The organism is Agrobacterium sp. CFBP 3001 (assembly GCF_027871605.1).
GTDB lineage: Bacteria > Pseudomonadota > Alphaproteobacteria > Rhizobiales > Rhizobiaceae > Agrobacterium > Agrobacterium leguminum.
Genome location: NZ_JAQAHD010000001.1, coordinates 441,762 through 465,134 on the forward strand (window position 1 = coordinate 441,762; position 23,373 = coordinate 465,134).

At 60.5% G+C, this 23,373-nt stretch carries 19 protein-coding genes; 9 read left to right on the plus strand and 10 right to left on the minus strand.

Annotated elements, in window-relative coordinates; all coding sequences use genetic code 11:
- Window positions 1-175: 175 nt before the first annotated feature.
- Window positions 176-1,201 carry a LacI family DNA-binding transcriptional regulator gene (locus PH605_RS02215; RefSeq protein ID WP_020812905.1) on the minus strand — a complete coding sequence of 342 codons (1,026 nt, stop codon included), beginning with the start codon at window positions 1,199-1,201 and terminating at the stop codon, window positions 176-178.
- Between the two features lie 268 nt (window positions 1,202-1,469).
- On the opposite strand from PH605_RS02215, the gene PH605_RS02220 reads away from it, so the two are divergent.
- The 6 genes from PH605_RS02220 (at window position 1,470) to PH605_RS02245 (ending at window position 8,511) form a co-directional block, all read left to right on the plus strand.
- Complete coding sequence (locus tag PH605_RS02220) at window positions 1,470-2,831, plus strand: ABC transporter substrate-binding protein (RefSeq protein ID WP_142844024.1); 1,362 nt, start codon at window positions 1,470-1,472, stop codon at window positions 2,829-2,831.
- A 105-nt stretch (window positions 2,832-2,936) separates the two neighbouring features.
- Window positions 2,937-3,950, plus strand: a complete 1,014-nt coding sequence (locus PH605_RS02225) for a carbohydrate ABC transporter permease (RefSeq protein ID WP_004432574.1) — start codon at window positions 2,937-2,939, stop codon at window positions 3,948-3,950.
- Window position 3,951: 1 nt separating this feature from the next.
- On the plus strand, window positions 3,952-5,112 hold the full coding sequence (locus PH605_RS02230) for a carbohydrate ABC transporter permease (protein WP_142844023.1): 1,161 nt from the start codon (window positions 3,952-3,954) through the stop codon (window positions 5,110-5,112).
- A 37-nt stretch (window positions 5,113-5,149) separates the two neighbouring features.
- On the plus strand, window positions 5,150-6,805 hold the full coding sequence (gene bglA, locus PH605_RS02235; protein WP_059760843.1) for a beta-galactosidase BglA: 1,656 nt from the start codon (window positions 5,150-5,152) through the stop codon (window positions 6,803-6,805).
- Between the two features lie 20 nt (window positions 6,806-6,825).
- Complete coding sequence (locus PH605_RS02240) at window positions 6,826-7,914, plus strand: ABC transporter ATP-binding protein (RefSeq protein ID WP_142844022.1); 1,089 nt, start codon at window positions 6,826-6,828, stop codon at window positions 7,912-7,914.
- A 240-nt stretch (window positions 7,915-8,154) separates the two neighbouring features.
- Window positions 8,155-8,511 (plus strand): hypothetical protein, encoded by a 357-nt coding sequence (locus tag PH605_RS02245; protein ID WP_035236048.1) that lies wholly within the window; start codon window positions 8,155-8,157, stop codon window positions 8,509-8,511.
- Between the two features lie 21 nt (window positions 8,512-8,532).
- Here the strand turns inward: PH605_RS02245 and PH605_RS02250 are convergent, their stop codons facing one another.
- The 6 genes from PH605_RS02250 to PH605_RS02275 form a co-directional block, all read right to left on the minus strand.
- Entirely contained in the window at window positions 8,533-9,897 is a 1,365-nt protein-coding gene (locus PH605_RS02250) for a metallophosphoesterase (RefSeq protein ID WP_142844021.1), read from the minus strand.
- 216 nt (window positions 9,898-10,113) lie between these two features.
- Window positions 10,114-11,934 (minus strand): phosphogluconate dehydratase, encoded by a 1,821-nt coding sequence (gene edd, locus PH605_RS02255; protein WP_104679319.1) that lies wholly within the window; start codon window positions 11,932-11,934, stop codon window positions 10,114-10,116.
- A gap of 128 nt (window positions 11,935-12,062) precedes the next feature.
- Window positions 12,063-12,761: a 6-phosphogluconolactonase gene (gene pgl / locus PH605_RS02260; protein ID WP_142844020.1), complete on the minus strand. Its 699-nt coding sequence runs from the start codon at window positions 12,759-12,761 to the stop codon at window positions 12,063-12,065.
- A gap of 10 nt (window positions 12,762-12,771) precedes the next feature.
- Window positions 12,772-14,247: a glucose-6-phosphate dehydrogenase gene (zwf, locus tag PH605_RS02265; protein WP_065654429.1), complete on the minus strand. Its 1,476-nt coding sequence runs from the start codon at window positions 14,245-14,247 to the stop codon at window positions 12,772-12,774.
- A gap of 136 nt (window positions 14,248-14,383) precedes the next feature.
- Window positions 14,384-15,670 (minus strand): NAD(P)/FAD-dependent oxidoreductase, encoded by a 1,287-nt coding sequence (locus PH605_RS02270; RefSeq protein ID WP_142844019.1) that lies wholly within the window; start codon window positions 15,668-15,670, stop codon window positions 14,384-14,386.
- Between the two features lie 14 nt (window positions 15,671-15,684).
- Window positions 15,685-17,121 (minus strand): glutamine synthetase family protein, encoded by a 1,437-nt coding sequence (locus PH605_RS02275; protein ID WP_035260676.1) that lies wholly within the window; start codon window positions 17,119-17,121, stop codon window positions 15,685-15,687.
- A 123-nt stretch (window positions 17,122-17,244) separates the two neighbouring features.
- Here PH605_RS02275 and PH605_RS02280 point away from each other — a divergent pair, with 123 nt between their 5' ends.
- Window positions 17,245-18,429, plus strand: coding sequence for an NAD(P)/FAD-dependent oxidoreductase (locus tag PH605_RS02280; protein ID WP_142844018.1), 1,185 nt, complete (start codon window positions 17,245-17,247; stop codon window positions 18,427-18,429).
- A gap of 308 nt (window positions 18,430-18,737) precedes the next feature.
- On the opposite strand, the gene PH605_RS02285 is transcribed toward PH605_RS02280, so the two are convergent.
- Window positions 18,738-19,085 (minus strand): hypothetical protein, encoded by a 348-nt coding sequence (locus PH605_RS02285; RefSeq protein ID WP_065654426.1) that lies wholly within the window; start codon window positions 19,083-19,085, stop codon window positions 18,738-18,740.
- A gap of 85 nt (window positions 19,086-19,170) precedes the next feature.
- Between PH605_RS02285 and PH605_RS02290 the strand changes: the two genes are divergently transcribed.
- Window positions 19,171-20,043 carry a LysR family transcriptional regulator gene (locus PH605_RS02290; RefSeq protein WP_142844017.1) on the plus strand — a complete coding sequence of 291 codons (873 nt, stop codon included), beginning with the start codon at window positions 19,171-19,173 and terminating at the stop codon, window positions 20,041-20,043.
- A gap of 13 nt (window positions 20,044-20,056) precedes the next feature.
- Here the strand turns inward: PH605_RS02290 and PH605_RS02295 are convergent, their stop codons facing one another.
- Window positions 20,057-20,314: an SMc00767 family acetate metabolism repressor gene (locus PH605_RS02295; RefSeq protein WP_003493954.1), complete on the minus strand. Its 258-nt coding sequence runs from the start codon at window positions 20,312-20,314 to the stop codon at window positions 20,057-20,059.
- A gap of 84 nt (window positions 20,315-20,398) precedes the next feature.
- The gene (gene aceA, locus PH605_RS02300) at window positions 20,399-21,688 is read right to left on the minus strand and encodes an isocitrate lyase (protein WP_004432607.1); all 1,290 of its coding nucleotides are present in this window, start codon (window positions 21,686-21,688) and stop codon (window positions 20,399-20,401) included.
- Window positions 21,689-21,945: 257 nt separating this feature from the next.
- On the opposite strand from aceA, the gene PH605_RS02305 reads away from it, so the two are divergent.
- Window positions 21,946-23,361, plus strand: a complete 1,416-nt coding sequence (locus PH605_RS02305) for a helix-turn-helix domain-containing protein (RefSeq protein WP_065654424.1) — start codon at window positions 21,946-21,948, stop codon at window positions 23,359-23,361.
- The last annotated feature ends 12 nt before the right edge of the window (window positions 23,362-23,373 follow it).

Consider the following 23,373-nt stretch of genomic DNA (forward strand, 5'->3'; position numbering starts at 1 on the left):
TACACGGCACAGCGATTTTTGTGCGCTGCGCCCTCACTTCCGTCATTCCGGCCTTGAGCCGGAATCCAGCCGACGCGCGTCTGCGCGGCGAGACGACTCTTTTCAGCCCAAGGACTTGGGCTGGCTGGATACTGGCTCAAGGCCGGTATGACGGCCGGGGGATGGAGGCCAGCCTTTACGTTTTCGGAGCCGGCCCCGTCGAAGCGCGCACCACCAGTTCCGCCTTCCAGAGTTCCTGATGCGGTTCCGTCTGGTTGAGCTTGATCCGGTTGATCAGGCGCTGGCCGACGCGCACGCCCGCCGCCCTGAGCGACGAGCGGGTGGTGGTCAGCGGCACGGAAAAATTATCGGGCTTCAAAAGCGGCAGTACGTCGTCATGGGCGATAAGCGAAATATCCTTGCCGGGTTTCAGGCCGCGCTGGTTGAGCGAACGGATCGCGCCGAGCGCAAGCGCGGTACTGGCGCAGAGAATGGCGGTCGGCTTTTCCGGGCGTGACAGCAAGGCTTCCATGCCTAGATAACCTTCCTCGTCGGTCATGCTGCTGTGTCGCTTGTTGTTCGCATGCAATGTCAGGCCATTTGCCGAAAGCGCCTTTTCCACCCCGAGACAGCGCCGGTAGGTGAAATCATAACCCTCCGGGCCGTTCAGAAGCCCGATCCGCGTATGGCCAAGCTGGAGGAGAAGCTGGGTCGCATCGCGGAAGGCACCCTCATTGTCCACGTCGAGATAGGGATAATCCTCCTCCACGCCAACGGAGCGGCCATGCACGAGGAAGGGCAGGGAGAGCGATTGCATCATGGCGATGCGCGGGTCGTTCTTCTTCATATAGGCGAGATAGATGCCATCGACGCTGCCGCTTGCGGCGAGCCCCCGCAGGGCTTCGCGCTCCTTTTCCGGCTCGGTCGGCATGATCACGAGATGAAAGCCGCTGCGTGATGCCTCTTCTCCGAGACCGCTCAGGAATTCGCCGAAATGCACGTCGGAACGGTGATGCTCGCCAATCGGCATGACAAGCCCGATGGAGCCAACCTTGCCTGTCGCCAGCCGCTGTGCCGCGGCATTCGGGCGATAGCCCGTCTTTTCGGCAGCCTCCATGACGCGGCGGCGCGTTTCGGCGCTGACTTCCGGATAGCCGTTGAGCGCTCTGCTGATGGTCGTCTGCGAAATGCCCAGCAGTTGCGACAGCTGTTTCAGGTTCATGTCTGTCATTCCTCCATGCGCGCGCCTCGGGAATACGGCAAAGCCTCTCCTCAATTCCCAAAGCGCTTTAGATTTTTACCAGTCTCCACCGCATTTCTCAATCGAAAAGGATAGCCGCCTTCCGAATTAAATATTCATAGGGCGCTGCAACGTTTCCGCAGAAAGAGCCTCTTGACTCCGTCTTAATGACAATGAGATGAATAGGCAGCCAAAGCGCTTTGATTGGAGAGGACGCTTTGAGCCTTTTATGTGATGGGAGGTAAATCACATGCAGAAGACTCTTTTGGCGACGGCCGCCGTCATGGCTTTGCTGTCCGGTGCGGCCTTCGCCGCCGACCTGAAGTTTGCACCCGGCGGCGACGCCAAGTTCAACTGGAAAAGCTACGAGGACTTCAAGGCGGCCCATGCCGATCTGAAAGGCCAGACGCTGACGATTTTCGGCCCGTGGCGCGGTGAAGACGAGGCCCTGTTCCAGTCGGTGCTCGCCTACTTCGCCGATGCGACCGGCGTGAACGTCCGTTATTCCTCGTCGGAAAATTACGAGCAGCAGATCGTCATCGATACGCAGGCGGGTTCGCCGCCCAATATCGCCATCCTGCCGCAGCCCGGCCTTCTGGCCGATCTGGCCGCCAAGGGCTTCCTCGTGCCGCTCGGCGAAAAGACTGCCGACTGGGTCAAGGAAAATTACGGCGCGGGCCAGTCCTGGGTCGACCTCGGCAGCTACAAGGGCAAGGACGGCAACAAGGCCTATTTCGCCTTTCCCTTCAAGGCGGACGTGAAGTCGCTTGTCTGGTACGTGCCTGAGAACTTCGAGGAAGCGGGCTACAAGGTGCCCGAGAGCATGGAAGACCTGTTCAAGCTGACGGACCAGATCGTTGCCGATGGCGGCACGCCCTGGTGCATCGGTCTCGGTTCCGGCGGGGCAACCGGCTGGCCGGCAACGGACTGGGTGGAAGACCTGATGCTGCGCACCCAGCCGCTCGACGTCTACCAGAAATGGACGACCAACGAGGTCAAGTTCACCGATCCGGCCGTGGTCGAAGCGATCAACGAATTCGGCAAATTCGCCAAGAACGAAAAATATGTCAGCGGCGGCGTCGCGGCGGTGGCCTCCACCGATTTCCGCGACAGCCCCAAGGGCCTCTTCGACATTCCCCCGAAGTGCTACCTGCACCATCAGGCGTCGTTCATTCCGTCCTTCTTCCCGGAAGGCACCAAAGTGGGGACGGATGCGGATTTCTTCTACATGCCGACTTACGCGTCCAAGCCTGACCTCGGCAAGCCGGTTCTCGGCGCTGGCACGCTGGTCACCATCACCAAGGAAGCGCCTGCCGCCAAGGCTTTCGTCGAATTCCTGCAAACGCCGATCGCCCATGAGGTCTGGATGGCGCAGTCCAGCTTCCTCACGCCCTATAAGGGTGTGAATGTCGATGCCTATGCCAATGAGCAGATGAAGCGACAGGGTGAAATCCTGACGACCGCGACAAGCTTCGGCTTCGACGGTTCCGACCTCATGCCCGGCAAGATCGGCGCTGGTGCATTCTGGACCGGCATGATCGATTTCGTCGGCGGCAAGTCCGCGGATCAGGTCGCGAGCGATATCCAGAAGGCCTGGGACGGCCTGAAGTAAAGATATCGGATCGGGCCCGGCGGTTTGCTGCCGGGCCCTTACCAACGGCGCTGCCCCGACGACCGCATAAATCAGCGCGGCGCGGAGAGGATCAAGGGAGGGAACATGGCTCAACAACTCGTTTCGGCCATCGGCGTGATGGTGGCGGGGGTCTTTGCCTGCGCTGCCTATTACTGGCTATCCGACAAGGTGCTTCAGGCGATCTTTCCGGTCCGCTCGGGAGACGTATTGCAGGCATCCCGTAACCTCAATCGCCGCGCGGCGGTCCGGCCCTGGCTGTTCATCGGTCCGGCTTTGATCCTCCTGCTGGTCTATCTGGTTTACCCTGTCATCGCCACGCTGATCCTGTCTTTCTATGACCGGACCGGCAGCGAATTCGTCGGTCTTGCCAATTATCGCTGGGCGTTTTTCGATGCCGGTTTCCGGCAGTCGATCTTCAACAATATCCTCTGGCTGGCCGTCGTTCCGGCCGCCTGCACCTTCTTCGGCCTCGTTATCGCGGTCATGACCGACCGCATCTGGTGGGGCAATATCGCCAAATCCATCGTCTTCATGCCGATGGCGATCTCCTTCGTTGGCGCCTCCGTCATCTGGAAGTTCATCTATGAATACCGCGCCGAAGGGCAGGTGCAGATCGGCCTCTTGAACGCCATCGTCGAGTTTTTCGGCGGCAATCCCGAGGTCTGGATTTCCATGCCCTTCTGGAACAATTTTTTCCTGATGATCATCCTCATCTGGATCCAGACCGGTTTTGCCATGGTCATCCTGTCGGCGGCGCTGCGCGGCATTCCGGAAGAAACCATCGAGGCGGCCGTCATCGACGGGGCCAATGGCTGGCAGATCTTCTGGAAGATCATGGTGCCGCAAATCTGGGGCACCATCGCCGTCGTCTGGACGACGATCACCATTCTCGTGCTCAAGGTCTTCGATATCGTACTGACCATGACCAACGGGCAATGGAACACCATGGTTCTCGCCAATCTCATGTTCGACTGGATGTTCCGCGGCGGTGGCGACAGCGGCCGAAGTGCGGTCATCGCGCTCATCATCATGGCGGCCGTCACCCCGATCATGGTCTGGAATATCCGCCAGGCAAACCGCGAGATGGAGGGCCGCTGAGATGAATATTTTCAAACGCCTTCGCCGCGTCGGCCTGCCGCGCCTCATCGTCCATGCCAGCGTTCTGGTCGTCGTGCTGCTCTGGCTCCTGCCAACGCTCGGCATTCTCGTCAGCTCGCTGCGCGACAAGGACCAGATCACCGTGTCGGGCTGGTGGACGGCCTTCTCCAGTTCAGAACAGACCTCGGCAGTGCGCCTCGCCGATGCTTCCGTGCAGAAGCAGGAAGGTAACCGCTATGTCATATCGGGCAATGTTTTCGAAAGCGGAGAGGGCGGCAAGGTTGCGGCCTTCGGCGTTCGCGTACAGGAACCCACGGCGTTCAAAGCCGGCGAGGCGGCCGATATCGGTGACGGCGAAACATTGCTCGTCAATACGGACGGCACCTATGAATATAGCAAGGCCGCGAGCTTTGAAGGCTCTCGCGGCAAGCGCGTTTACATCTCCGTCGCGACGCCGCCCGTCTTCACGCTCGATAATTATCGCACGGTCCTGACCTCGGAAGGCATCGGCCAGTCCTTCGTCAACTCGCTCACCGTCGCCGTGCCGGCAACCGTCATCCCGATCCTGATTGCCGCCTTCGCCGCCTATGCGCTGTCATGGATGAGCTTTTCCGGCCGCAATCTGCTGATTGCCATGGTGGTGGGCCTTATCGTCGTGCCGCTGCAGATGTCGCTGATCCCGCTTCTCAGGCTCTATAATGAAATCGGCACCATCTTCGGCGTGCCATCCAAGACCTATGCCGGCATCTGGCTGGCGCACACCGCCTTCGGCCTGCCGCTCGCCATCTATCTGCTGCGCAACTATATTTCCGGCCTACCGAAAGAGATCATCGAAAGCGCCCGTGTCGATGGCGCGAGCGATTTTGAAATATTCGTCAAGATCATCCTGCCGCTCTCCTTTCCGGCGCTCGCCTCCTTCGCCATCTTCCAGTTCCTGTGGACCTGGAACGACCTGCTCGTCGCCATGGTCTTCCTCGGCACGCAGAAGGACGAGCTGGTGCTGACCGGCGCGCTCAATGCGCTGCTCGGCTCGCGCGGCGGCAATTGGGAAATCCTCACCGCTTCGGCCTTTGTCACCATCATCGTGCCGCTCTGCGTCTTCTTTGCTCTTCAACGTTATCTCGTGCGTGGCCTGCTCGCAGGCTCCGTCAAGGGAGGCTGATTATTCCATGAACGCCCATACCAGACAGGACACTTCCATGACCGCTTCGGTGACTTCCGCTTTGACACCCAACAAGGACTGGTGGCGCGGCGCTGTTATCTATCAGATTTACCCGCGCTCCTATCAGGACTCCAATGGCGATGGCATTGGCGACCTCAAGGGCATCACCGACCGTCTGGCGCATATTGCCAATCTGGGTGCCGACGCGATCTGGATTTCGCCCTTCTTCACCTCGCCGATGAAGGATTTCGGTTACGACGTCTCGAATTATGTCGATGTCGATCCGATGTTCGGCACGCTTGCCGATTTCGACGGGCTGATCGCCGAGGCCCATCGCCTTGGCATCCGCGTCATGATCGACCTTGTGATGTCGCACACGTCGGACCAGCATCCGTGGTTCGTGGAAAGCCGCGCCAGCCGCAGCAATCCGAAATCGAACTGGTATGTCTGGTCGGACAGCAAGCCGGACGGCACGCCGCCCAATAACTGGCTGTCGATCTTTGGCGGTTCCGCCTGGCAGTGGGATCCGACCCGCATGCAATATTACATGCACAACTTCCTGACCTCGCAGCCTGACCTCAACCTGCATAATCCGGAAGTGCAGGAAGAGCTGCTGAACATCACCCGTTTCTGGCTGAAGCGCGGCGTCGACGGTTTCCGCCTCGACACCATCAATTTCTATTTCCACGACCTCGAGCTGCGCGACAACCCGGCGCTCGCGCCGGAGCGCCGCAACGCCTCCACGGCTCCGGCGGTCAATCCCTATAACTTCCAGGAGCATCTCTACGACAAGAACCGCCCGGAAAATATCGCCTTCCTGAAGCGCTTCCGCGCGGTGCTGGACGAGTTCCCTGACATCGCCGCCGTCGGCGAAGTCGGTGACAGCCAGCGCGGCCTCGAAATCGTCGGCGAATATACATCCGGCGATGACAAGATGCAGATGTGCTACGCCTTCGAATTCCTCGCCCCCGATGCGCTCACTCCGCAGCGCGTCGCCGATGTGCAGGCGGATTTTGCGAAAGCCGCACCGGAAGGCTGGGCCTGCTGGGCTTTCTCCAACCACGATGTCGTGCGCCATGTCAGCCGCTGGGGCGAGCATGTCGAGGACAAGGACGCCTTCGCCAAGGTGCTTTCGGCACTCTTGATGACGCAGCGCGGTTCCGTCTGCATCTATGAGGGCGAGGAGCTCGGCCTCACCGAAGCGGACATCGCTTTTGAAGATTTGCAGGATCCCTACGGCATCCAGTTCTGGCCGGAATTCAAGGGCCGCGACGGTTGCCGCACGCCGATGGTGTGGGATGCCGGTCATGCCCAGGCGGGCTTCTCGACGTCGGAAAAGACGTGGCTGCCCATTCCGGCCGAGCACAAGCAGCGCGCCGTCAGCGCCCAGCAGGGCAACGAGGCCTCGGTGCTGGAACATTATCGCCGCTTCCTGAGCTTCCGCAAAAAGCATCCCGCTTTTGCCAAGGGCGGCATCGAATTCCAGCCGGTTGAGGGCGAAGTGCTAAGCTACACCCGCACACTCGGCAATGAAACCGTGCTTTGCCTCTTCAATCTGTCCGCAACGCCGGCAAAGGCGACGCTGCCGGAAGGGAACTGGGAGGTTCTCGAAGGCCACGGCTTTGCAGGCGGTCTTGAAGGCAGAAGCGTAGAACTTCCGGCATGGGGCGCATTCTTCGCCCGTTACGCCTGACAGATGAGGGAGGAACACCCATGACAAGTCTCGTTCTCAAGGATATCCGCAAATCATACGGGCAGGTGAAGGTCCTGCACGGCATCGATCTTCAGATCGAACAGGGCGAATTCATCGTTTTCGTCGGTCCCTCGGGCTGCGGAAAATCGACGCTGCTGCGCATGATCGCCGGTCTGGAGGAAATCACCGGCGGCGAGATGTATATTGACGGCCAGCTCGTCAACGAAATCCCGCCATCGCGGCGGGGTATCGCCATGGTGTTCCAGTCCTATGCGCTCTATCCGCATATGACGGTTTACGACAACATGGCCTTCGGCATGAAGATCGCGAAAGAGAACAAGCAGGAGATCGACCGCCGCGTTCGCGCCGCCGCTGAAATCCTGCAACTGACGCAATATCTGGAGCGGCTGCCAAAGGCGCTCTCCGGCGGCCAGCGCCAGCGCGTCGCCATCGGCCGCGCCATTTGCCGCAATCCTAAGGTCTTCCTGTTCGATGAACCCCTGTCGAACCTCGATGCGGCGCTGCGCGTCGCCACCCGCATCGAGATCGCCAAGCTCAACGAGCAGATGGCCGATACGACGATGATCTACGTCACCCACGACCAGGTGGAGGCGATGACGCTGGCGGACCGTATCGTCGTTTTGAATGCGGGCCGTGTGGAACAGGTGGGTGCGCCGCTCGAACTTTACGAGAGACCGGCCAATCTTTTCGTGGCGCGTTTCATCGGCTCGCCCGCCATGAACATCATCGCTGCAAAGATCACCGAAACCGGTGAGAGGACCTCCATCGAACTTGCCGGCGGCAAGACGCTCGCCGTTTATGTTCCGACGCCCGCAACCGAAAAGGGCAAGGCTGCGAGCTTCGGTGTCCGGCCGGAAGATCTGAGCATCGTCACCGGGGACGATTATCTTTTCGAGGGAAAAGTCGCGATCGTCGAGGCGCTGGGCGAAGTGACGCTGCTTTATCTCGAAGCGCCCAAGGGGCAGGAACCGATTATCGTCAAGGTGCCGGGCATCGTTTCCGTCGGCAAGGGCGAAACCCTGCGTTTTGCGGCACCGCAGGAAAAGCTCCACCTATTCGACGCCGAGGGCAAGACCTATCGCAGCTAATCGCCGTCGATACCGAAACCATGCCCCGGAACCTCCTCGTTCCGGGGTTTTTGCTGACCTTTTTACCGCTGTGGAAAAATCTCGGAAATGTCCCGCTTCCGGTCTGTTTAAGCCTGCGCTGATATGAATTGTTAAAGACTATGACCTAGTCTCAATCCATTGATCGAGCATGGGAGTCTGGGCGTGCAGAGCGGTACGGGTGTCATCAGGAACCATTACCTGAGCAAGGAAGAATCCTTCATGTATGACCGCGAAAGCCGGTTTCGCATGGAAGATACCATGAACGCCGCACGCATCGAATATACCGAAAAGGCCGTGATGCACATGGCGGCGCGCCGCTGCGATGTCATCCGCATCTCCCAGACCGAAGCGGTGCTGGCGCTGCTGACGAAATATAACCTGCCGAACCAGTTCTATCTCGATATTCCCGACGCCCGCATCACCAAGATCGGCTGCGTGATGTTGCGCGTCAACGCCAACAACACCATCCACGTACGCTTCCTGCGCATGCTGACGCAGAAGGAACTGGACCGCATTTTCGTGTTCAGCACGCATCCGGCGCATAGAGACCGGAAGCTCGATATCCGGTCGTTCTGAAGGCAATGTGATGAAGTGGGCTTAAGAGAGCCCACCCAGAACCGTCTGCTTCAACTTCAACTCTGGCACTTCCGTGAAGGCAAGATCGCTGCGGCCGAAATATTTTTGCTGATTGATGGCGGACCAGTCGTTGCAGACGAGTTTGTAGCGCTGTTTCGTTTCGGGCTTTTCCGGCATGGCGTAAAGATAATCGCCGGTGCGCGCGGCGAGCGGAATGTCGCCGTGCTGGTTGCAGCGCTTGAGGATTTGGGCAAGCGCCGCGCCATCCACTTCCGTCACCATCAGCGTGCCGTCGAAACGCACCGAGGCATTAAAATCATAGCGGCGAATATCGCCATCAGGCAGGCCCGCGCCCAGCGAGGTATGGGCAATGAAGCCGACATCCGCGCCGGTTTTTGCGGCGATGAGCTGCGCCACATGGCGGCCCGCCTCATCGACGTTCATCGCCTTCGCGCTTTTACCGACGATGGCCCGCTCTTCCGCCGTCAGGTGCTTTTCGAGCGTCTGCTCGATCAGCGTTTTGAGAGCCGGGGAGGGAGGCGCATTGAGGTCGATCGCGACCGTTTCCATGGCAGCCGCCTTGCCGGGTGTCGCAATGGTCGCAATCGTCATGGAGGTGCACCAGGAGCCGGTGTGAATATATCGGGTCGCGCCCTGTTCATGCACGAAGTTCAGGTGGTCATGGCCGCCGATCATCAACGTGCCGTCCGGCAGCAGGGGCAGGATATCGCGGTCGGCAACGACACCGGCATGGCTCATAACGATGTTGATCGCACCCGCCTTGACGATGCCGGGAAGATTGGCCTTGGCCCATTCGACCGGCTGCGGAATGTCGAGCGTCTCGCGCGTCGTCTTTGGATAGGTGTTGATCGCGTTGGTGGCGAGACCCGTAACGACGACTCTCTGTCCGCCGACATTCACTTCGGCGCTACCAGGAGCAAAAGGCTTTCCGCTGCGCTTGTCGACGATGTTGGACAGCACGGTGATGCCGAGCGCCTGGGCGCGGCTTACGAAATTGGCGAGATCGTTGTCGATATCGGGCTCATGATTGCCGATATTGACGACGGTGGGGGCGAGCTTTGCGAGCGCCGCCAGGAACGTCCATTCGATTTCCCCGGCAGACCGTGTGGCCACCGCATTGCCGATTTCGAAAAGGTCGCCGTTCAGCAAGACGATATGGGGCGCCTTGTCGGCGGCGATGCGCGTTTCGATGGCTGCGAGAAGCTGGCCGATACGCTCATAGGCCGAATGCAGGTCGGAGATGACGATTGCACGCAGCGCCACGTCCTGCGCCATCGCTGGCGTTGCCGCCGCCATCAGCGGCAGCAGGGCGGTGCCGGCCATGAGCTTCAGCACATCGCGGCGTTTGCTTGAGAATATCGTCATGTCAGGCCCCATCATCCGAAACTATACCGCCGTCCCGCGGCCGGCTGAGAAGGCCCTAACGGGCGATCATCACAGCCGCATGACAAGTCTGACGTTTAAGACATGGGAAATAAAGCGGTTTCTGCACCAGCTCTCGGCGATGAGAGGTGCATTCAGGCGATACCGCAAAGTGGGGTTGAAAGGCGAAAGCCGCACCCGGCCTTCGCCCATCAAAAATCAATGGAACAGAACGCTGGCGCCCTGATCAGCCGGACCGGCATTGCGGCGGAAGGGGGCGAAAAGCTCGCGGCCCATGCCCCATTCATTGCCGGAGAGATCAGCCCGCGCCGGTTCGCGTTTCGCCAGTTCGGCGGCGGAAACGAGCACTTCCAGCGTTCCCGAAATGGCGTCGAGCCGGATGATGTCGCCATCGCGGATAAGCGAGATCGGGCCGCAATCGGAGGCTTCCGGCGTGACATGGATGGCGGCCGGCACCTTGCCGGAAGCGCCGGACATGCGCCCGTCGGTCACCAGCGCCACCTTGAAGCCGCGATCCTGCAGCACACCGAGCGGTGGTGTCAGGCGGTGCAGCTCAGGCATGCCATTGGCCTTCGGCCCCTGGAAGCGGACGACGGCGATGAAATCGCGGTTGAGCTTTCCGTCCTTGAAGGCGTCCTGAAGCTCCTGCTGGTCGTGGAACACGATAGCCGGCGCTTCGATGATGTGACGTTCCGGCTTGACGGCGGAAATCTTGATGACCGATTTGCCGAGATTGCCGGTCAGCATCTTCAGGCCGCCGGTTGGCTGGAACGGGGTCTCAATGCTGGAAAGCACCTTCGGGTCGTGGCTCTGCTCGGGGGAGGGCTGGCGGACAACCGCGCCCTTCTCGTCAAGCATGGCATCCACGGTATAAGCCTCAAGGCCCTGTCCGAAGACGGTGCGCACATCGTCATGCACGAAGCCCTGTTTCAAAAGCTGCTTGATGAGGAAGCCCATGCCGCCGGCGGCGTGGAAATGGTTCACATCGGCAAGACCGTTCGGGTAAACGCGGGCGAGCAGCGGCACGATGTCGGAGAGATCGGAAATATCCTGCCAGGTGAGAATGATGCCGGCTGCGCGCGCCATGGCGATCAGATGCATGGTGTGGTTGGTGGAACCGCCCGTCGCATGCAGGCCGACGACGCCGTTGACGACCGACCTTTCATCGATCATCTCGCCCGCCGGGGTGAACTCGTTGCCCTGCGCGGTAATTGCCAGCGCCCGCTTCGTTGCCTCGCGCGTCAACGCATCGCGCAGCGGCGTGCCGGGATTGATGAAGGAGGAACCGGGCATGTGGAAACCCATGATCTCCATCAGCATCTGGTTGGAATTGGCGGTGCCGTAGAAGGTGCAGGTGCCGGGGCCGTGATAGGATTTCGATTCCGCTTCCAGAAGCTCGGCGCGGCCGACTTTGCCTTCGGCATAAAGCTGGCGCACGCGCGACTTCTCGTCGTTCGGCAGGCCGGATGTCATCGGGCCGGCGGGAACGAAGACGGCGGGCAGATGGCCGAAGGCGAGGGCTGCGATGACGAGGCCGGGCACGATCTTGTCGCAGACGCCGAGATAGACGGCGGCGTCGAACATGTTGTGCGATAGGCCGATGCCGGCCGCCATGGCGATGGCGTCGCGGGAAAACAGCGAAAGCTCCATGCCCGGCTGCCCCTGGGTCACGCCGTCGCACATGGCGGGAACCGCGCCTGCCACCTGCGCTATGCCGCCGGCTTCCTTGGCCGCATCGCGGATGATCGCCGGAAAGGTCTCATAGGGCTGGTGCGCCGAGAGCATGTCGTTATAGGCGGTGATGATGCCGAGGTTTGGAACCCGGTCGCCGGCAAGGATGTCCTTGTCGGCGGGGGAACAGACGGCAAATCCATGCGCGAGATTGCCGCAGGAAAGCACGGAACGGTGAACGCCTTTCGAGACCTGCAGCCGCAGCCGCTCGAGATAGGTCTCGCGGTAGGGCTTGGAACGTTCGACGATGCGGGCGGTGATGGCCTGAATGCGGGAATCGGCGGACATGGGCGTTCATCCTGTTCGTTGGTCGGCAACCGGCGTTCCGGGAGGTGAACGGCCGGTTGTCGTGTTTCAGTCTTCATGTCTTCGGGGCGCTTTGTCGCCGGGCCGCAATCGCGGCGGTGGCGTTTGGCTTATGGCGCCCAGTATATATCCACGGGCGTTTCTGCCCGGTTCAGCACGGCGCGGATCGGCATTTCATCCTCATCCTCGCCCGACTGTGCCTTCTCCAGCGTCGCCTTCTTGGCAGCGCCTTCGATATGCAGCACCAGAAAACCGGCATCGTGCAGGCTGGAGAAGTTGAAGGTCAACCGTTCTTCTCCGGCATTTTCCGCTGCCATGGTCAGAACGCCGCGCGGTTCATCGAGATCGAGCGCTTCGTAGAGATTGTCTCCACCGGGGAAGAACGATGCCGTATGGCCATCCGTTCCCATGCCGAGAATGACAACATCGAACGGGTCGCAGATCGCCTCGGTCTTGACGGTCGCAAGCGTCGCGGCATCCTCCGGCGAGGCCGCCGGCTGGAACAGCGGCACGAAATAAGCCGACTTCGCCTTATTCTGCAAAAGGTTCTCGGCAACGAGACGATGGTTCGAACGGTCGCTTTCCGGCGGCACGAAACGTTCGTCCACCAGCGTCACGCTGATATTGGGCCAGTCGAGATCGTGTTTGGAAAGCGCCTGAAAGAACAGCTTGGGCGTCGAACCGCCGGAGACGGCAATGCTTGCCGCACCGCGATCCTTCGTTGCCGCATCAAGGCGTTTGGCAACCTCTGCCGAAAGAGCGGTTGCCAGTTCGGCGGCGGTGTCGAAGACGTGTATCGTTTCGCTCATCGCCGGGCCCTCAATCGGCATCGTGCCAGGTGCGGCCGTCACGCTCGATCAGTGCGATCGAGCCGCTCGGACCCCAGGTTCCGGCAGTGTAACCCTGCACGCCCTGTCCCAGATCTTCCCAGCTCTTGAGAATGGGATCGACCCAATCCCACGCCGCTTCCACTTCGTCGCGGCGCATGAACAGCGTCTGGTTGGAGCGGATGGTGTCCATCAAAAGCCGCTCATATGCATCCGGGCTGCGCACGTTGAAGGCTTCGGCGAAGCTCATGTCCAGCGAGACCTGACGCAGGCGCATGCCGCCCGGGCCGGGGTCCTTGATGAGGAGCGACTGCTTGACGCCTTCGTCCGGCTGCAGGCGAATGACCAGCTTGTTGGCCTCGATCTTGCCGGCCGCATCGTCGAAGATCGAATGCGGGATCTGCTTGAAGGTGACGACGATTTCCGAAACGCGGGTCGCGAGGCGTTTTCCCGTGCGGATGTAGAAAGGAACGCCGGCCCAGCGCCAGTTGGCGATTTCAGCCTTGATGGCGACGAAGGTTTCGGTGTTGGAAACGCCACCTTCCAGCTCTTCCAGATAGCCCTTGACCGGGCCACCGGCGGAAGCGCCGGCGCGATACTGGCCGCGAACCGTCTGCTTTTCGACGTTGCTGGTGTCGATTGGCTTCAGCGAGCGCAGAACCTTGAGCTTTTCGTCACGCACGGCTTCGGCATTCATCGATGCCGGCGGTTCCATGGCGACAAGGCAAAGCAGCTGCAGGATATGGTTCTGCACCATGTCGCGCAGCGCACCGGCCTTGTCATAATAACCCGCGCGGCCTTCCAGGCCGACCGCTTCGGCAACGGTGATCTGCACATGGTCGATGTGGGCGGAATTCCACAGCGGCTCATAAAGCGCATTGGCGAAACGCAGCGCCATCAGGTTCTGCACCGTCTCCTTGCCGAGATAGTGGTCGATACGGAAGATCTGCTCTTCCTTGAAGACGTGGCCGATGGTGTCGTTCAGTTCCTGCGCGGAAGCGAGATCGCGGCCGATAGGCTTTTCAACGACGATGCGGGTCGAGCGGGTGATGAGCTTGTGCTCGCGGATCTTGTCGGCGATATCGCCGAAAATGCCGGGCGCGACGGCCAGATAGAAGGCGCGCACGCGCTCCTTGCCCTCGTCCAGCAGCTTCTTCAGCACGTCCCAGCCATTATTGCCCTTGGCATCGACTGGCACGTAGAAAAGCCTGTTCAGGAAGGTGGCGACCTGCGCATCGTCATATTCGCCGGCCTTCAGGTGCTCCTTCAGCGCGTCCTGCGCGAATTTGCGATATTCCTCGTGGGTCATGACCGAACGCGACGCGCCGATGATGCGGGTCGGCTCCGTGAACTGGCCTTCGACCTGCCGGTGATAAAGGGCCGGCAGAAGCTTGCGCTCGGCAAGATCGCCCGTGCCGCCGAAAACGACACAATCAAAAGGTTCAACAGGAATGATCTGACTGCTCATATCGATTCTCTCGATCTTCAAAGGTTGGGGCATCAATAATCTAATCGATTTAAAAATGCCAGACTCAGTTATGTGAAATTATGAATTTTGCTTCCGCCAACTCGTCCGCCGCCGGCAACAGTCTGTAAACATTGGCCTAAAACCTGTCTCGCAACGCGTACCACGAGAGCGCGAGGAAAAGCAGCGGCGCGCGCAGCGACGCCCCGCCGGGAAAAGAGGGCACCTTCAGCTGCGCGAAGGGCGCCAGCATGTCCTTTTTGCCGAGAACCAGATCGGCATAAAGCTTGCCGCAATAATTCGACAACATCACCCCGTGGCCGGAATAACCGCCGATGGAGGTGACGCCGGGCATGACGTCGCGCACGAAGACTTTGCGCGGCAGGGTAATGCCGACGGAGCCGCCCCAGGAATGGCTGATCTCTATATCTTTCAGCGCAGGATAGATTTCCGCGATCTGCCGGCGGATATGGCTGGAAATATCGCGCGGCGTATCGGCCGTATAGGCCTCACGCCCGCCGAACAGCAGCCGGTTATCGGCCGTCTTGCGAAAGTACCGTACCACGAAACGGGAATCGGCCACCGCTTCTTTGCCGGGGATGATATCCGGATAGGCATCAAGCGGTGCGGTTGCGCCGATGAAGGAACGGATCGGCATGATATGGGCTGCCGTTACCGGTTCCAGATTGCCGATATAGGCATTGGTCGCGATCAACACCCGTGGCGCGGTGATCGCGCCGAAAGGGGTCTCGATGATCGTCTTGCCGCCCACTTGCCGGATGGATTTCGCAGGCGTCATTTCGTAAATGCCGGCACCCGCATCTTTCGCCGCTTTTGCCAGCCCCACCAGCAGCTTCAGCGGGTGGATATGGCCGGTGCCTGTATCGCGTGTGCCGCCGAAATAATGGGTGGAGCCGACGCGTTTGCGTGCTTCTGCACGTTCCATGTAGGAAATATGCGGATAGCCATAGCGATTATTCATCGCATCGACACTGCGGCGATAATCGTCCTCGTAAGCGGCCTTGTGCGCCACATAGAGCTGCCCGGGAAGATATTCCATGTCGATGCCGCGGCTGACGGCGAAGCCGCGCAGGTAGTTTTTGGCGTCCTCGGCAATGTCGAACAGCAGCTTGGATTGCTCGAAGCCGATCTCTTCTTCCATCTCGTCGGGGAAGGAACGCTGGCCGGTGCCGAATTGCCCGCCATTGCGGCCGGAAGCGCCATCGCCGAAACGATGCGCCTCGATGAGGGCGACCGAGATGCCATTTTCGGCGAGGTTACACGCGGCCTGGAGGCCGGTATAACCACCGCCAATGATCGCGACATCAACCTGCTTCGACCCGTCGAGAGCCGGATAGTCCGGCCGCTCTCCGACGGTTGCCTGATACCAGGATAGTCCCGGCGCAATCGGGCTCTGCCATGTCATGCTTTAAGAACCCCTCACACGTTGAGAAGCAGGAATTCCCGCTCCCAGGGGCTGATGACCTGCATGAAGGTCTCGAATTCCCCGCGTTTCAGGCCGGCATAAAGGCCCACGAATTCATGGCCGAATACCCGGTCGAACTGCTCTTCGCCTTCCAGCAGCGCCACGGCCTCCAGGAGACCACGCGGCAGTTCGATGGAGCCTTCATTGGCCGTATCGGCGGTGGGTTCGGTCGGCTCGATATTGTTGACGATGCCGAGCCAGCCGCAGCCGAGCGAGGCGGCAAGCGCGAGATAGGGATTGGCGTCCGAACTCGGCAGGCGGTTTTCGACACGCCGCGCCTGCGGGCCGGAAATCGGCACGCGGAAGGCGGTCGTGCGGTTGTCGTAACCCCAGGCATTGTTGACCGGGCAGGCCATGTCGGGCGTCAGGCGGCGATAGGAATTCACATAGGGCGCCAGCATGACGAGCGCATTCGGAACATAACGCTGCATGCCGCCGACGAAAGAGAAGAATTCTTTCGAAGGGCTGCCATCGGCATTGGAAAAGATATTGCGGCCGCTGTCGATCTCCACCACCGACTGGTGGATGTGCATGGCCGAACCCGGCTGGCCCTGCATGGGCTTGGCCATGAAGGTGGCGTAGATGCCGTGTTTAAGCGCCGCTTCGCGGATGGTGCGCTTGAACAGGAACACCTGGTCGGCAAGCTCGATCGGGTCGCCATGGCGCAGGTTGATCTCCAGCTGCGCCGGACCTTCCTCATGGATCAGCGTATCGATCTCGAGGCCCTGTTTTTCGGAGAAATGGTAGATGTCGTCGATCAGCTCGTCGAATTCGTTGATGCCGGCGATGGAATAGCTCTGCCCGCCGACGATGGAACGGCCGGAGCGGCCCTTCGGCGGATGCAACGGATAATCCGGGTCGTCATTCATGGCGACGAGGTAGAACTCGATTTCCGGCGCCACGACCGGCTTCCAGCCCTTTTCGGTATAGAGCGAAAGCACATTCTTCAGCACGTTGCGCGGCGTGTAGGGTACGAAATTGCCTTCCGCATCCACCACGTCGCAGATCACCTGCGCGGTCGGGTCCGTTTCCCAGGGCACCACGGAGAGGGTGGAAAGATCTGGCACCAGCTTCAGGTCGCTGTCGCGCGGCTCGTAACGGAAATTCGCGGTCTCATCGGGATATTCGCCGGAAATTGTATGGCGGTAGAGCGCGGATGGCAGGGCAAGCGAGGTATCGCCCGTGAACTTCGCCGTCGGCATCATCTTGCCGCGCGGAACGCCGGCAAGGTCGGGCGTGATGCATTCTATGTCTTCTATCCCGCGCGCCCGCAGCCATTGCGCGGCTTCGCGCCAGGAGGAAACGCCACGGGGGGAGGAAAGGTCGAGGGGAGGTGTCTTTGCCATGGTTGCCTGTTTCTTCGGGCGGAGCATGGTTTTCTTGGCGGGCATGTATCACCGGGTCTGTGTTTCGACTGGCGCCATCATAACCGTAGTTTGGCAATTGGCGAGGGGGAAAGCGCCATTGACAACGGGCGGCACTTCGAAAAGAGGAAAGGAAACGGATCGGATGGAATGATGACAGAGAAATGTGACGTGCTGATTTTAGGGGCGGGCGCCGCGGGCATGATGTGCGCCATCCGCGCCGGCCAGCGAGGCCGCTCCGTCGTCATTCTCGACCATGCGAAAGCGCCGGGCGAAAAGATCCGCATCTCCGGTGGCGGTCGCTGCAACTTCACCAATATCCATGCCGGGCCGAAGAATTATCTCTCCACCAACCCGCATTTCGCCAAATCCGCGCTCGCCCGTTATACGCCGCGCGATTTCATCGCCCTTGTCGAAAAACACCGCATCGCCTGGCATGAAAAAACGCTCGGCCAGCTCTTTTGCGATGACAGCGCCAAGGACATCATTCGCATGCTGCTTGCCGAAATGCAGGCGGTGAATGCAAAGCTGCGGCTCGAAACGTCAGTCTCGGCCGTCACCCATGATGGCGCCCGTTTTCGCGTTACGACATCCGCCGGCGTCATCGAAGCGGAAAGCCTCATTGTGGCGACGGGCGGCAAGTCGATCCCGAAAATGGGCGCGACCGGTTTTGCCTATCAGATCGCCGAACAGTTCGGCCTCAAGCTCATCGAGACCCGTCCGGGCCTCGTGCCGCTGACGCTTGATCCCGGCTCGCTGGAAAAGCTGAGCCCGCTTGCCGGCGTCGCGGTCCCGGCAGAAGTTTTCCACGGCAAGACCTCTTTTGAGGAAGCGCTGCTCTTTACCCATCGCGGTTTGAGCGGCCCTTCCATCCTGCAAATCTCCTCCTACTGGCGTGAGGGCGATACGATCCGCCTCAAGCTGGAACCGGCGCGCGATATAGTCGCCTTGCTAAAGGAAGCGAAGCAGAAGAACGGCCGACAGTCGGCCCAAACGGCTCTTGCGGAAATCCTGCCGAAACGGCTGGCCCAACATGTGGTCGAAAAATCAGGCCTCACCGGCAATCTTGCCGATATGTCCGACAAGGCTCTGACGACGTTAGCGAATGAGGTGCAGGACTGGCAGATCAAGCCCGCCGGCTCCGAAGGCTATCGCACGGCGGAAGTCACGCTTGGCGGTGTTGATACGACTGGCCTCGATTCCCGCAGCATGGCGGCGAAATCCCTGGCCAACCTCTATTTCATCGGCGAATGCGTGGATGTGACTGGCTGGCTGGGCGGCTATAATTTCCAGTGGGCCTGGGCGTCTGGGCAGGCGGCAGGCGAATTCGCGTGACTGTCTCTGGCCATGGAGTAAGTTCGCAACTTTCTCCTCCGTCATACCGGCCTTGAGCCGGTATCCAGTCAGCCCAAGTCTTTGGGCTGAAAAGACTACTCTCGCCGCACAGACGTGCGTCGGCTGGACCCCGGACCTAGTCCGGGGTGACGGAGTATGATGAGCCTGCTCGCCAAACTTGCTGGCTGAGTTTATTGTCCCTCTTCGCCCTTTTTAACAACCTGTTAACGGGCCCGGAGTCATCCTGACCAAATGCCAGCAAAGCCGGATCACTGATCCCGCTGCACATGATGTCATGCTGGAGGCCCTCAACAGGGCATGGGTCGGTTGAGTTTTTCGTCAGGAACCCGCGCATGAACAGATCTGCACATCGCCGCCCTCGCGCCATTGCCATCGCCCGCACTGACAACGAGAGCCGTCAGCTGGCCTTTCGCCTGAGCCTCATCGCCGCCGGTGCTCTGGCAGCCCTGGTCGCTCTCTTTCACTGATCCGCGGCTCTTCGCCTTCACCCGGCTTATAAGCGCGCTGAAAAGCCGCCACGGCCGAGATGCCTGCGCCATATCGGCATAAAATTTCTCTTCCTGCAAAATGGCTTCGCGCCGTGTGCGCGGCTGCTGGTTTTCGATGATGGCCCGTGCTGCAAAAATCGCGTGCATGTCGCTCTCCTTCTAATGCGGAGGGCCATGATGCACGCCGTTTTTTGATTTATCTGCGCAAAAAAATGCGCTACGTTTTTCACCCATGAAAAACGTCACTTGGGATTCCTATCAGCTTTTCCTCGATGTGTCACGCAGCGGCGGCCTGACGGGTGCTGCGTCACTGACGGGCTTGAGCCCCGCGACGGTGGGACGACGCATGGTCGAGCTGGAGGGGCGTATCGGCAAGGCGCTGTTCCAGCGCAGCCAGACGGGATACGCCCTGACGGCAGACGGCCGCACGCTGTTCGACCGGCTTCAGGCGATGGAGAATGCGGCGAGGGACATCGAGGGATGGCAGAAGGCGTCGTCGGCCTCGTCTGTCGTGCGCATTGCCGTCGGCACCTGGAACGCCTGGCTGCTGACCGGAAATTTCTCCGCCATCTGCACCGACCGCGACGATTTCCGCATCGACCTTTTCATTGCCGAACAGAGGGCGTCTCTGGCCCATCGCGAAAACGATATCGGCATTCGCGCTTTCGAACCACAGGAAAAGAACCTTGCCGCCATCCGGACGGGGGAGGTGGCCTATGCGCCCTACAGGCTGCGCAACGCCGCCGTTTCCGTCGCCGACCGTTGGCTGGCGGTGGCGGAGGAAAACGCCATTTCAACCTATCTGCGCTGGCCCCATGAAAATCGTAACAACGGGATCGTGGTAACGGTGAACCGTCCGACGGCGCTTCTCGATCTGGTGCTGGCCGGGGCGGGGGTCGCGGTGCTTCCCTGTTTCGTGGGTGATGCGGATGCGCGGCTCGCTCGGGAAGGCGAAGAGCTGGAGAGGCTTCGCCACAATCAATGGATCGTCATGAACAATGACGATCGCCACCGCCGCGATATCAGGACGGTGGCGGATCGGATGACCCGTCTGATCAAGAGCCATTCCGATCTCTATGCCGGGCGCAAGAGCCGCCCGGCATAGAAAGAAGGCCGTTTCAGGCGGCGGCACTTCCCTGTGCGACGATGACGGGGATAAGCAGATCGCCCCAGTTGCCGCCGCCGCCATGGTGGCGGGCCGAGCGGACCAGCTCGACGGAAACGCCGGCCTCGACGGCTTTCATGACGGCCTGGTTGAGGCGGTGCAGATCGTTGGCCAGCATGCGGATGGCGGCCTGCTGATCCTGCGTCATGGCGGAGGACTGCTCCTCGGCGCGTTCCTTGACGTGGGTCTTGATGGGGTTATGGGCATTCATGGCATTTCTCCTCTCATTATTGGTTGGGGTTCTTGATCCGGTTTGCAAGCCCTTCCCGTCACCGGGAAGGGCAGTTTCTCGATTTTATTCGGCCGCCGGGCGGAACTGGTCGTGCTCGGTGGATTCCTTCATGGCTGTCGTGGAAGACGTGCCGCCGGAAATCGCCAGAGACACGGCGTCGAAATAGCCGGTGCCGACTTCTCGCTGGTGCTTGGTGGCGGTGTAACCATTGGCCTCGGCTGCGAATTCCGCTTCCTGAAGCTCGGAATAGGCCGCCATCTGCCGATCCTTGTAGCCGCGTGCCAGTTCGAACATGCCGAAATTCAGCTGGTGGAAACCGGCAAGCGTGATGAACTGGAACTTGTAGCCCATCGCGCCCAGCTCGCGCTGGAACTTGGCAATCGTCGCGTCATCGAGGTTCTTTTTCCAGTTGAACGACGGCGAGCAATTGTAGGCGAGCTTCTTGCCCGGATGCACCTTGTGCACGCCTTCCGCAAACCTGCGCGCCTGTTCGAGATCCGGCTTGGAGGTTTCGCACCAGATCAGGTCGCAATAGGGCGCATAGGCAACGGCGCGGGCGATGCAGGGCTCAAGACCGTTCTTGACCTGATAGAAACCCTCGACGGTGCGGCCGGCATCGTAATCCACGAAGGGACGGTCGCGCTCGTCGATATCGGAGGTCAGGAGCTTCGCGGCCTCCGCATCCGTGCGGGCGATAACCAGAGTCGGCACACCCATGACATCGGCCGCAAGCCGCGCCGCCGTCAGGTTACGGATATGCGCCGCCGTCGGGATCAGAACCTTGCCGCCGAGATGGCCGCATTTCTTTTCCGATGCCAGCTGGTCTTCATAGTGAACACCCGCAGCACCTGCCTCGATAAAGGCTTTCATGATCTCGAAGGCGTTGAGCGGTCCGCCGAAACCGGCCTCCGCATCGGCAACGATCGGCGCGAACCAGGTGTCGACCGAAAGGCCCTTGCCTTCCGCCGTCTCGATCTGGTCGGCGCGCTGCAGGGTGCGGTTGATACGCTTTGCAAGCTCCGGTGCGGCATTGGCAGGGTAAAGCGACTGGTCCGGATACATGGCCGACGCCGTATTGGCATCCGCAGCAACCTGCCAGCCCGAGAGATAGATCGCCTTCAGCCCGGCGCGAACCATCTGCATGGCCTGGTTGCCGGAAAGCGCGCCGAGCGCGTTGACGAAATTCTCCTCGTTGATCAGCTTCCATAGCCGGTTCGCGCCCATCTCGGCCAGCGAATGGCGGATGTCGACGGAGCCGCGCAGCCGCTCCACGTCGGCGGCAGTGTAGGTGCGCTCGATGCCGTCGAAACGTCCCTGCGGTGCGCCCGGAACAAGCTTGTAAAAATCCGTCATACTTCTCTCTCCCATGATAAATGCGGTTTCCGTAACGGGCCGTCTTCAACATCATATGGCGCCGTTTGATGTGACTACATTTACATTTTTCGAGATTTGAGCGCCAGAACAAACACAAAAAACAGTGACTTGAAAGAGGTTATGCTGTAGTGTGCGTGACAGGCGATGACTGTAAAATTGTAAGTTTTGTAAAAGGCTTTGGCCCGCAGAGTTTGTAACAGGTTTGTATGAGTTCGCAGGGACGGGGAGGTGAGGCGGTGTCGGAAAACAAGATTTTTGCAGGCCCGCGCGTGCGTCGCATTCGCAATGGTCTGGCGCTGACGCAGACGGCCATGGCCGAGGCGCTGGCGATTTCGCCGTCCTATCTCAATCTCATAGAGCGCAACCAGCGGCCGCTGACGGTGCAGCTGCTTTTGAAGCTGGCCTCCGTCTACAAGGTCGATCTGGATGACCTGCAGGGTGAAAGCGCCGGTTCCGCCGGGCAGCTACGCGAGGTCTTCGCCGATCCATTGCTGGCCGGTGAAGTGCCGTCGCCGCAGGAACTGATCGAGGTTGCCGATGCCGCGCCCAATGCGGCAAGCGGTGTCCTCAAGCTTTACCGGGCCTATAGGGAGCAGGCGCAGCGCCTTTCCGACCTCTCCGATCTTCTGGCGCGGGAAGGGCATGAGACGGCGCTCTCCTCCACCCGCCTGCCGATTGACGAGGTGCGCCACGTCTTTGAAAACCGGCCGGCCTATTTCCATGCCATCGATGCGGCGGCGGAAGAACTCCACAAACACCTGTCGGCGGGCGACGATCTCGCCTCCGGGCTGAGGGCATGGCTTCAGAAAAATCACGGCATCGTGGTCCGCACCCTCCCGGTTCATGCCATGCCGAACCTCAGGCGGCGTTACGACCGGCATTCGATGCGGCTGTTTTTATCCGAACGCCTGTCGCAACCGGACCAGCTGAGGGAAATGGCGATGGAGACCTGTCTTCTGGCGCTTCGCGAAGAAATCGGGACCGAGCTTGAAGGGCTCGGCCTGAAAGGGGAGGAGGCAAGGCGCATCGCCCGCTTCGAACTGGCGCGTTATGCCGCCCATGCGTTGATGATGCCCTATGGCGCATTCCTCAGCGCCGCCCAGCGGGCGAAATACGATCTCGAGGTTTTGCGGTCGCGCTTCAACGTTTCTTTCGAACAGGCAGCCAACCGTCTTGTCAGCCTGCAACGGCCGTCGGCCGCGGCGATCCCGTTTTTCCTGATGGAGATCGACAATGCCGGCAACCGTTTCCGCCTTGCAGGGGCCGGCGGTTTTCCAAGGGCGCGTTTTGGCGGCCTCTGTCCGCGGCTCAATATTCATGCCGCTTTCGCCCAGCCGGGACAGGTGCTGGTGGAGGCGGTGGAGATGCCGGATGGCGACGCGTTCCTCACGGTGTCGCGTACGTTGGAAGGTCCGCAGGCGGGTTTCGGCGAAAGGGTGCGGCGAACGGCCGTGCTTCTCGGCTGCGATCTCGCCCAGGCCGGAGAGACCGTCTATGGCCCCGCCGCTTCGGGTGCTGCGCCCGTCGCCGTCGGCCCTTCGTGCCGGCTATGCGAAAGGCAGGGCTGTCTGTCGCGGGCGGAAGCGCCGCTGACGCGGCCGCTCGGGCTCGATGAAATGGTTACCGGTCTCAGTGTTTTCGACTTCCAGTAGGTGTTTCCATTC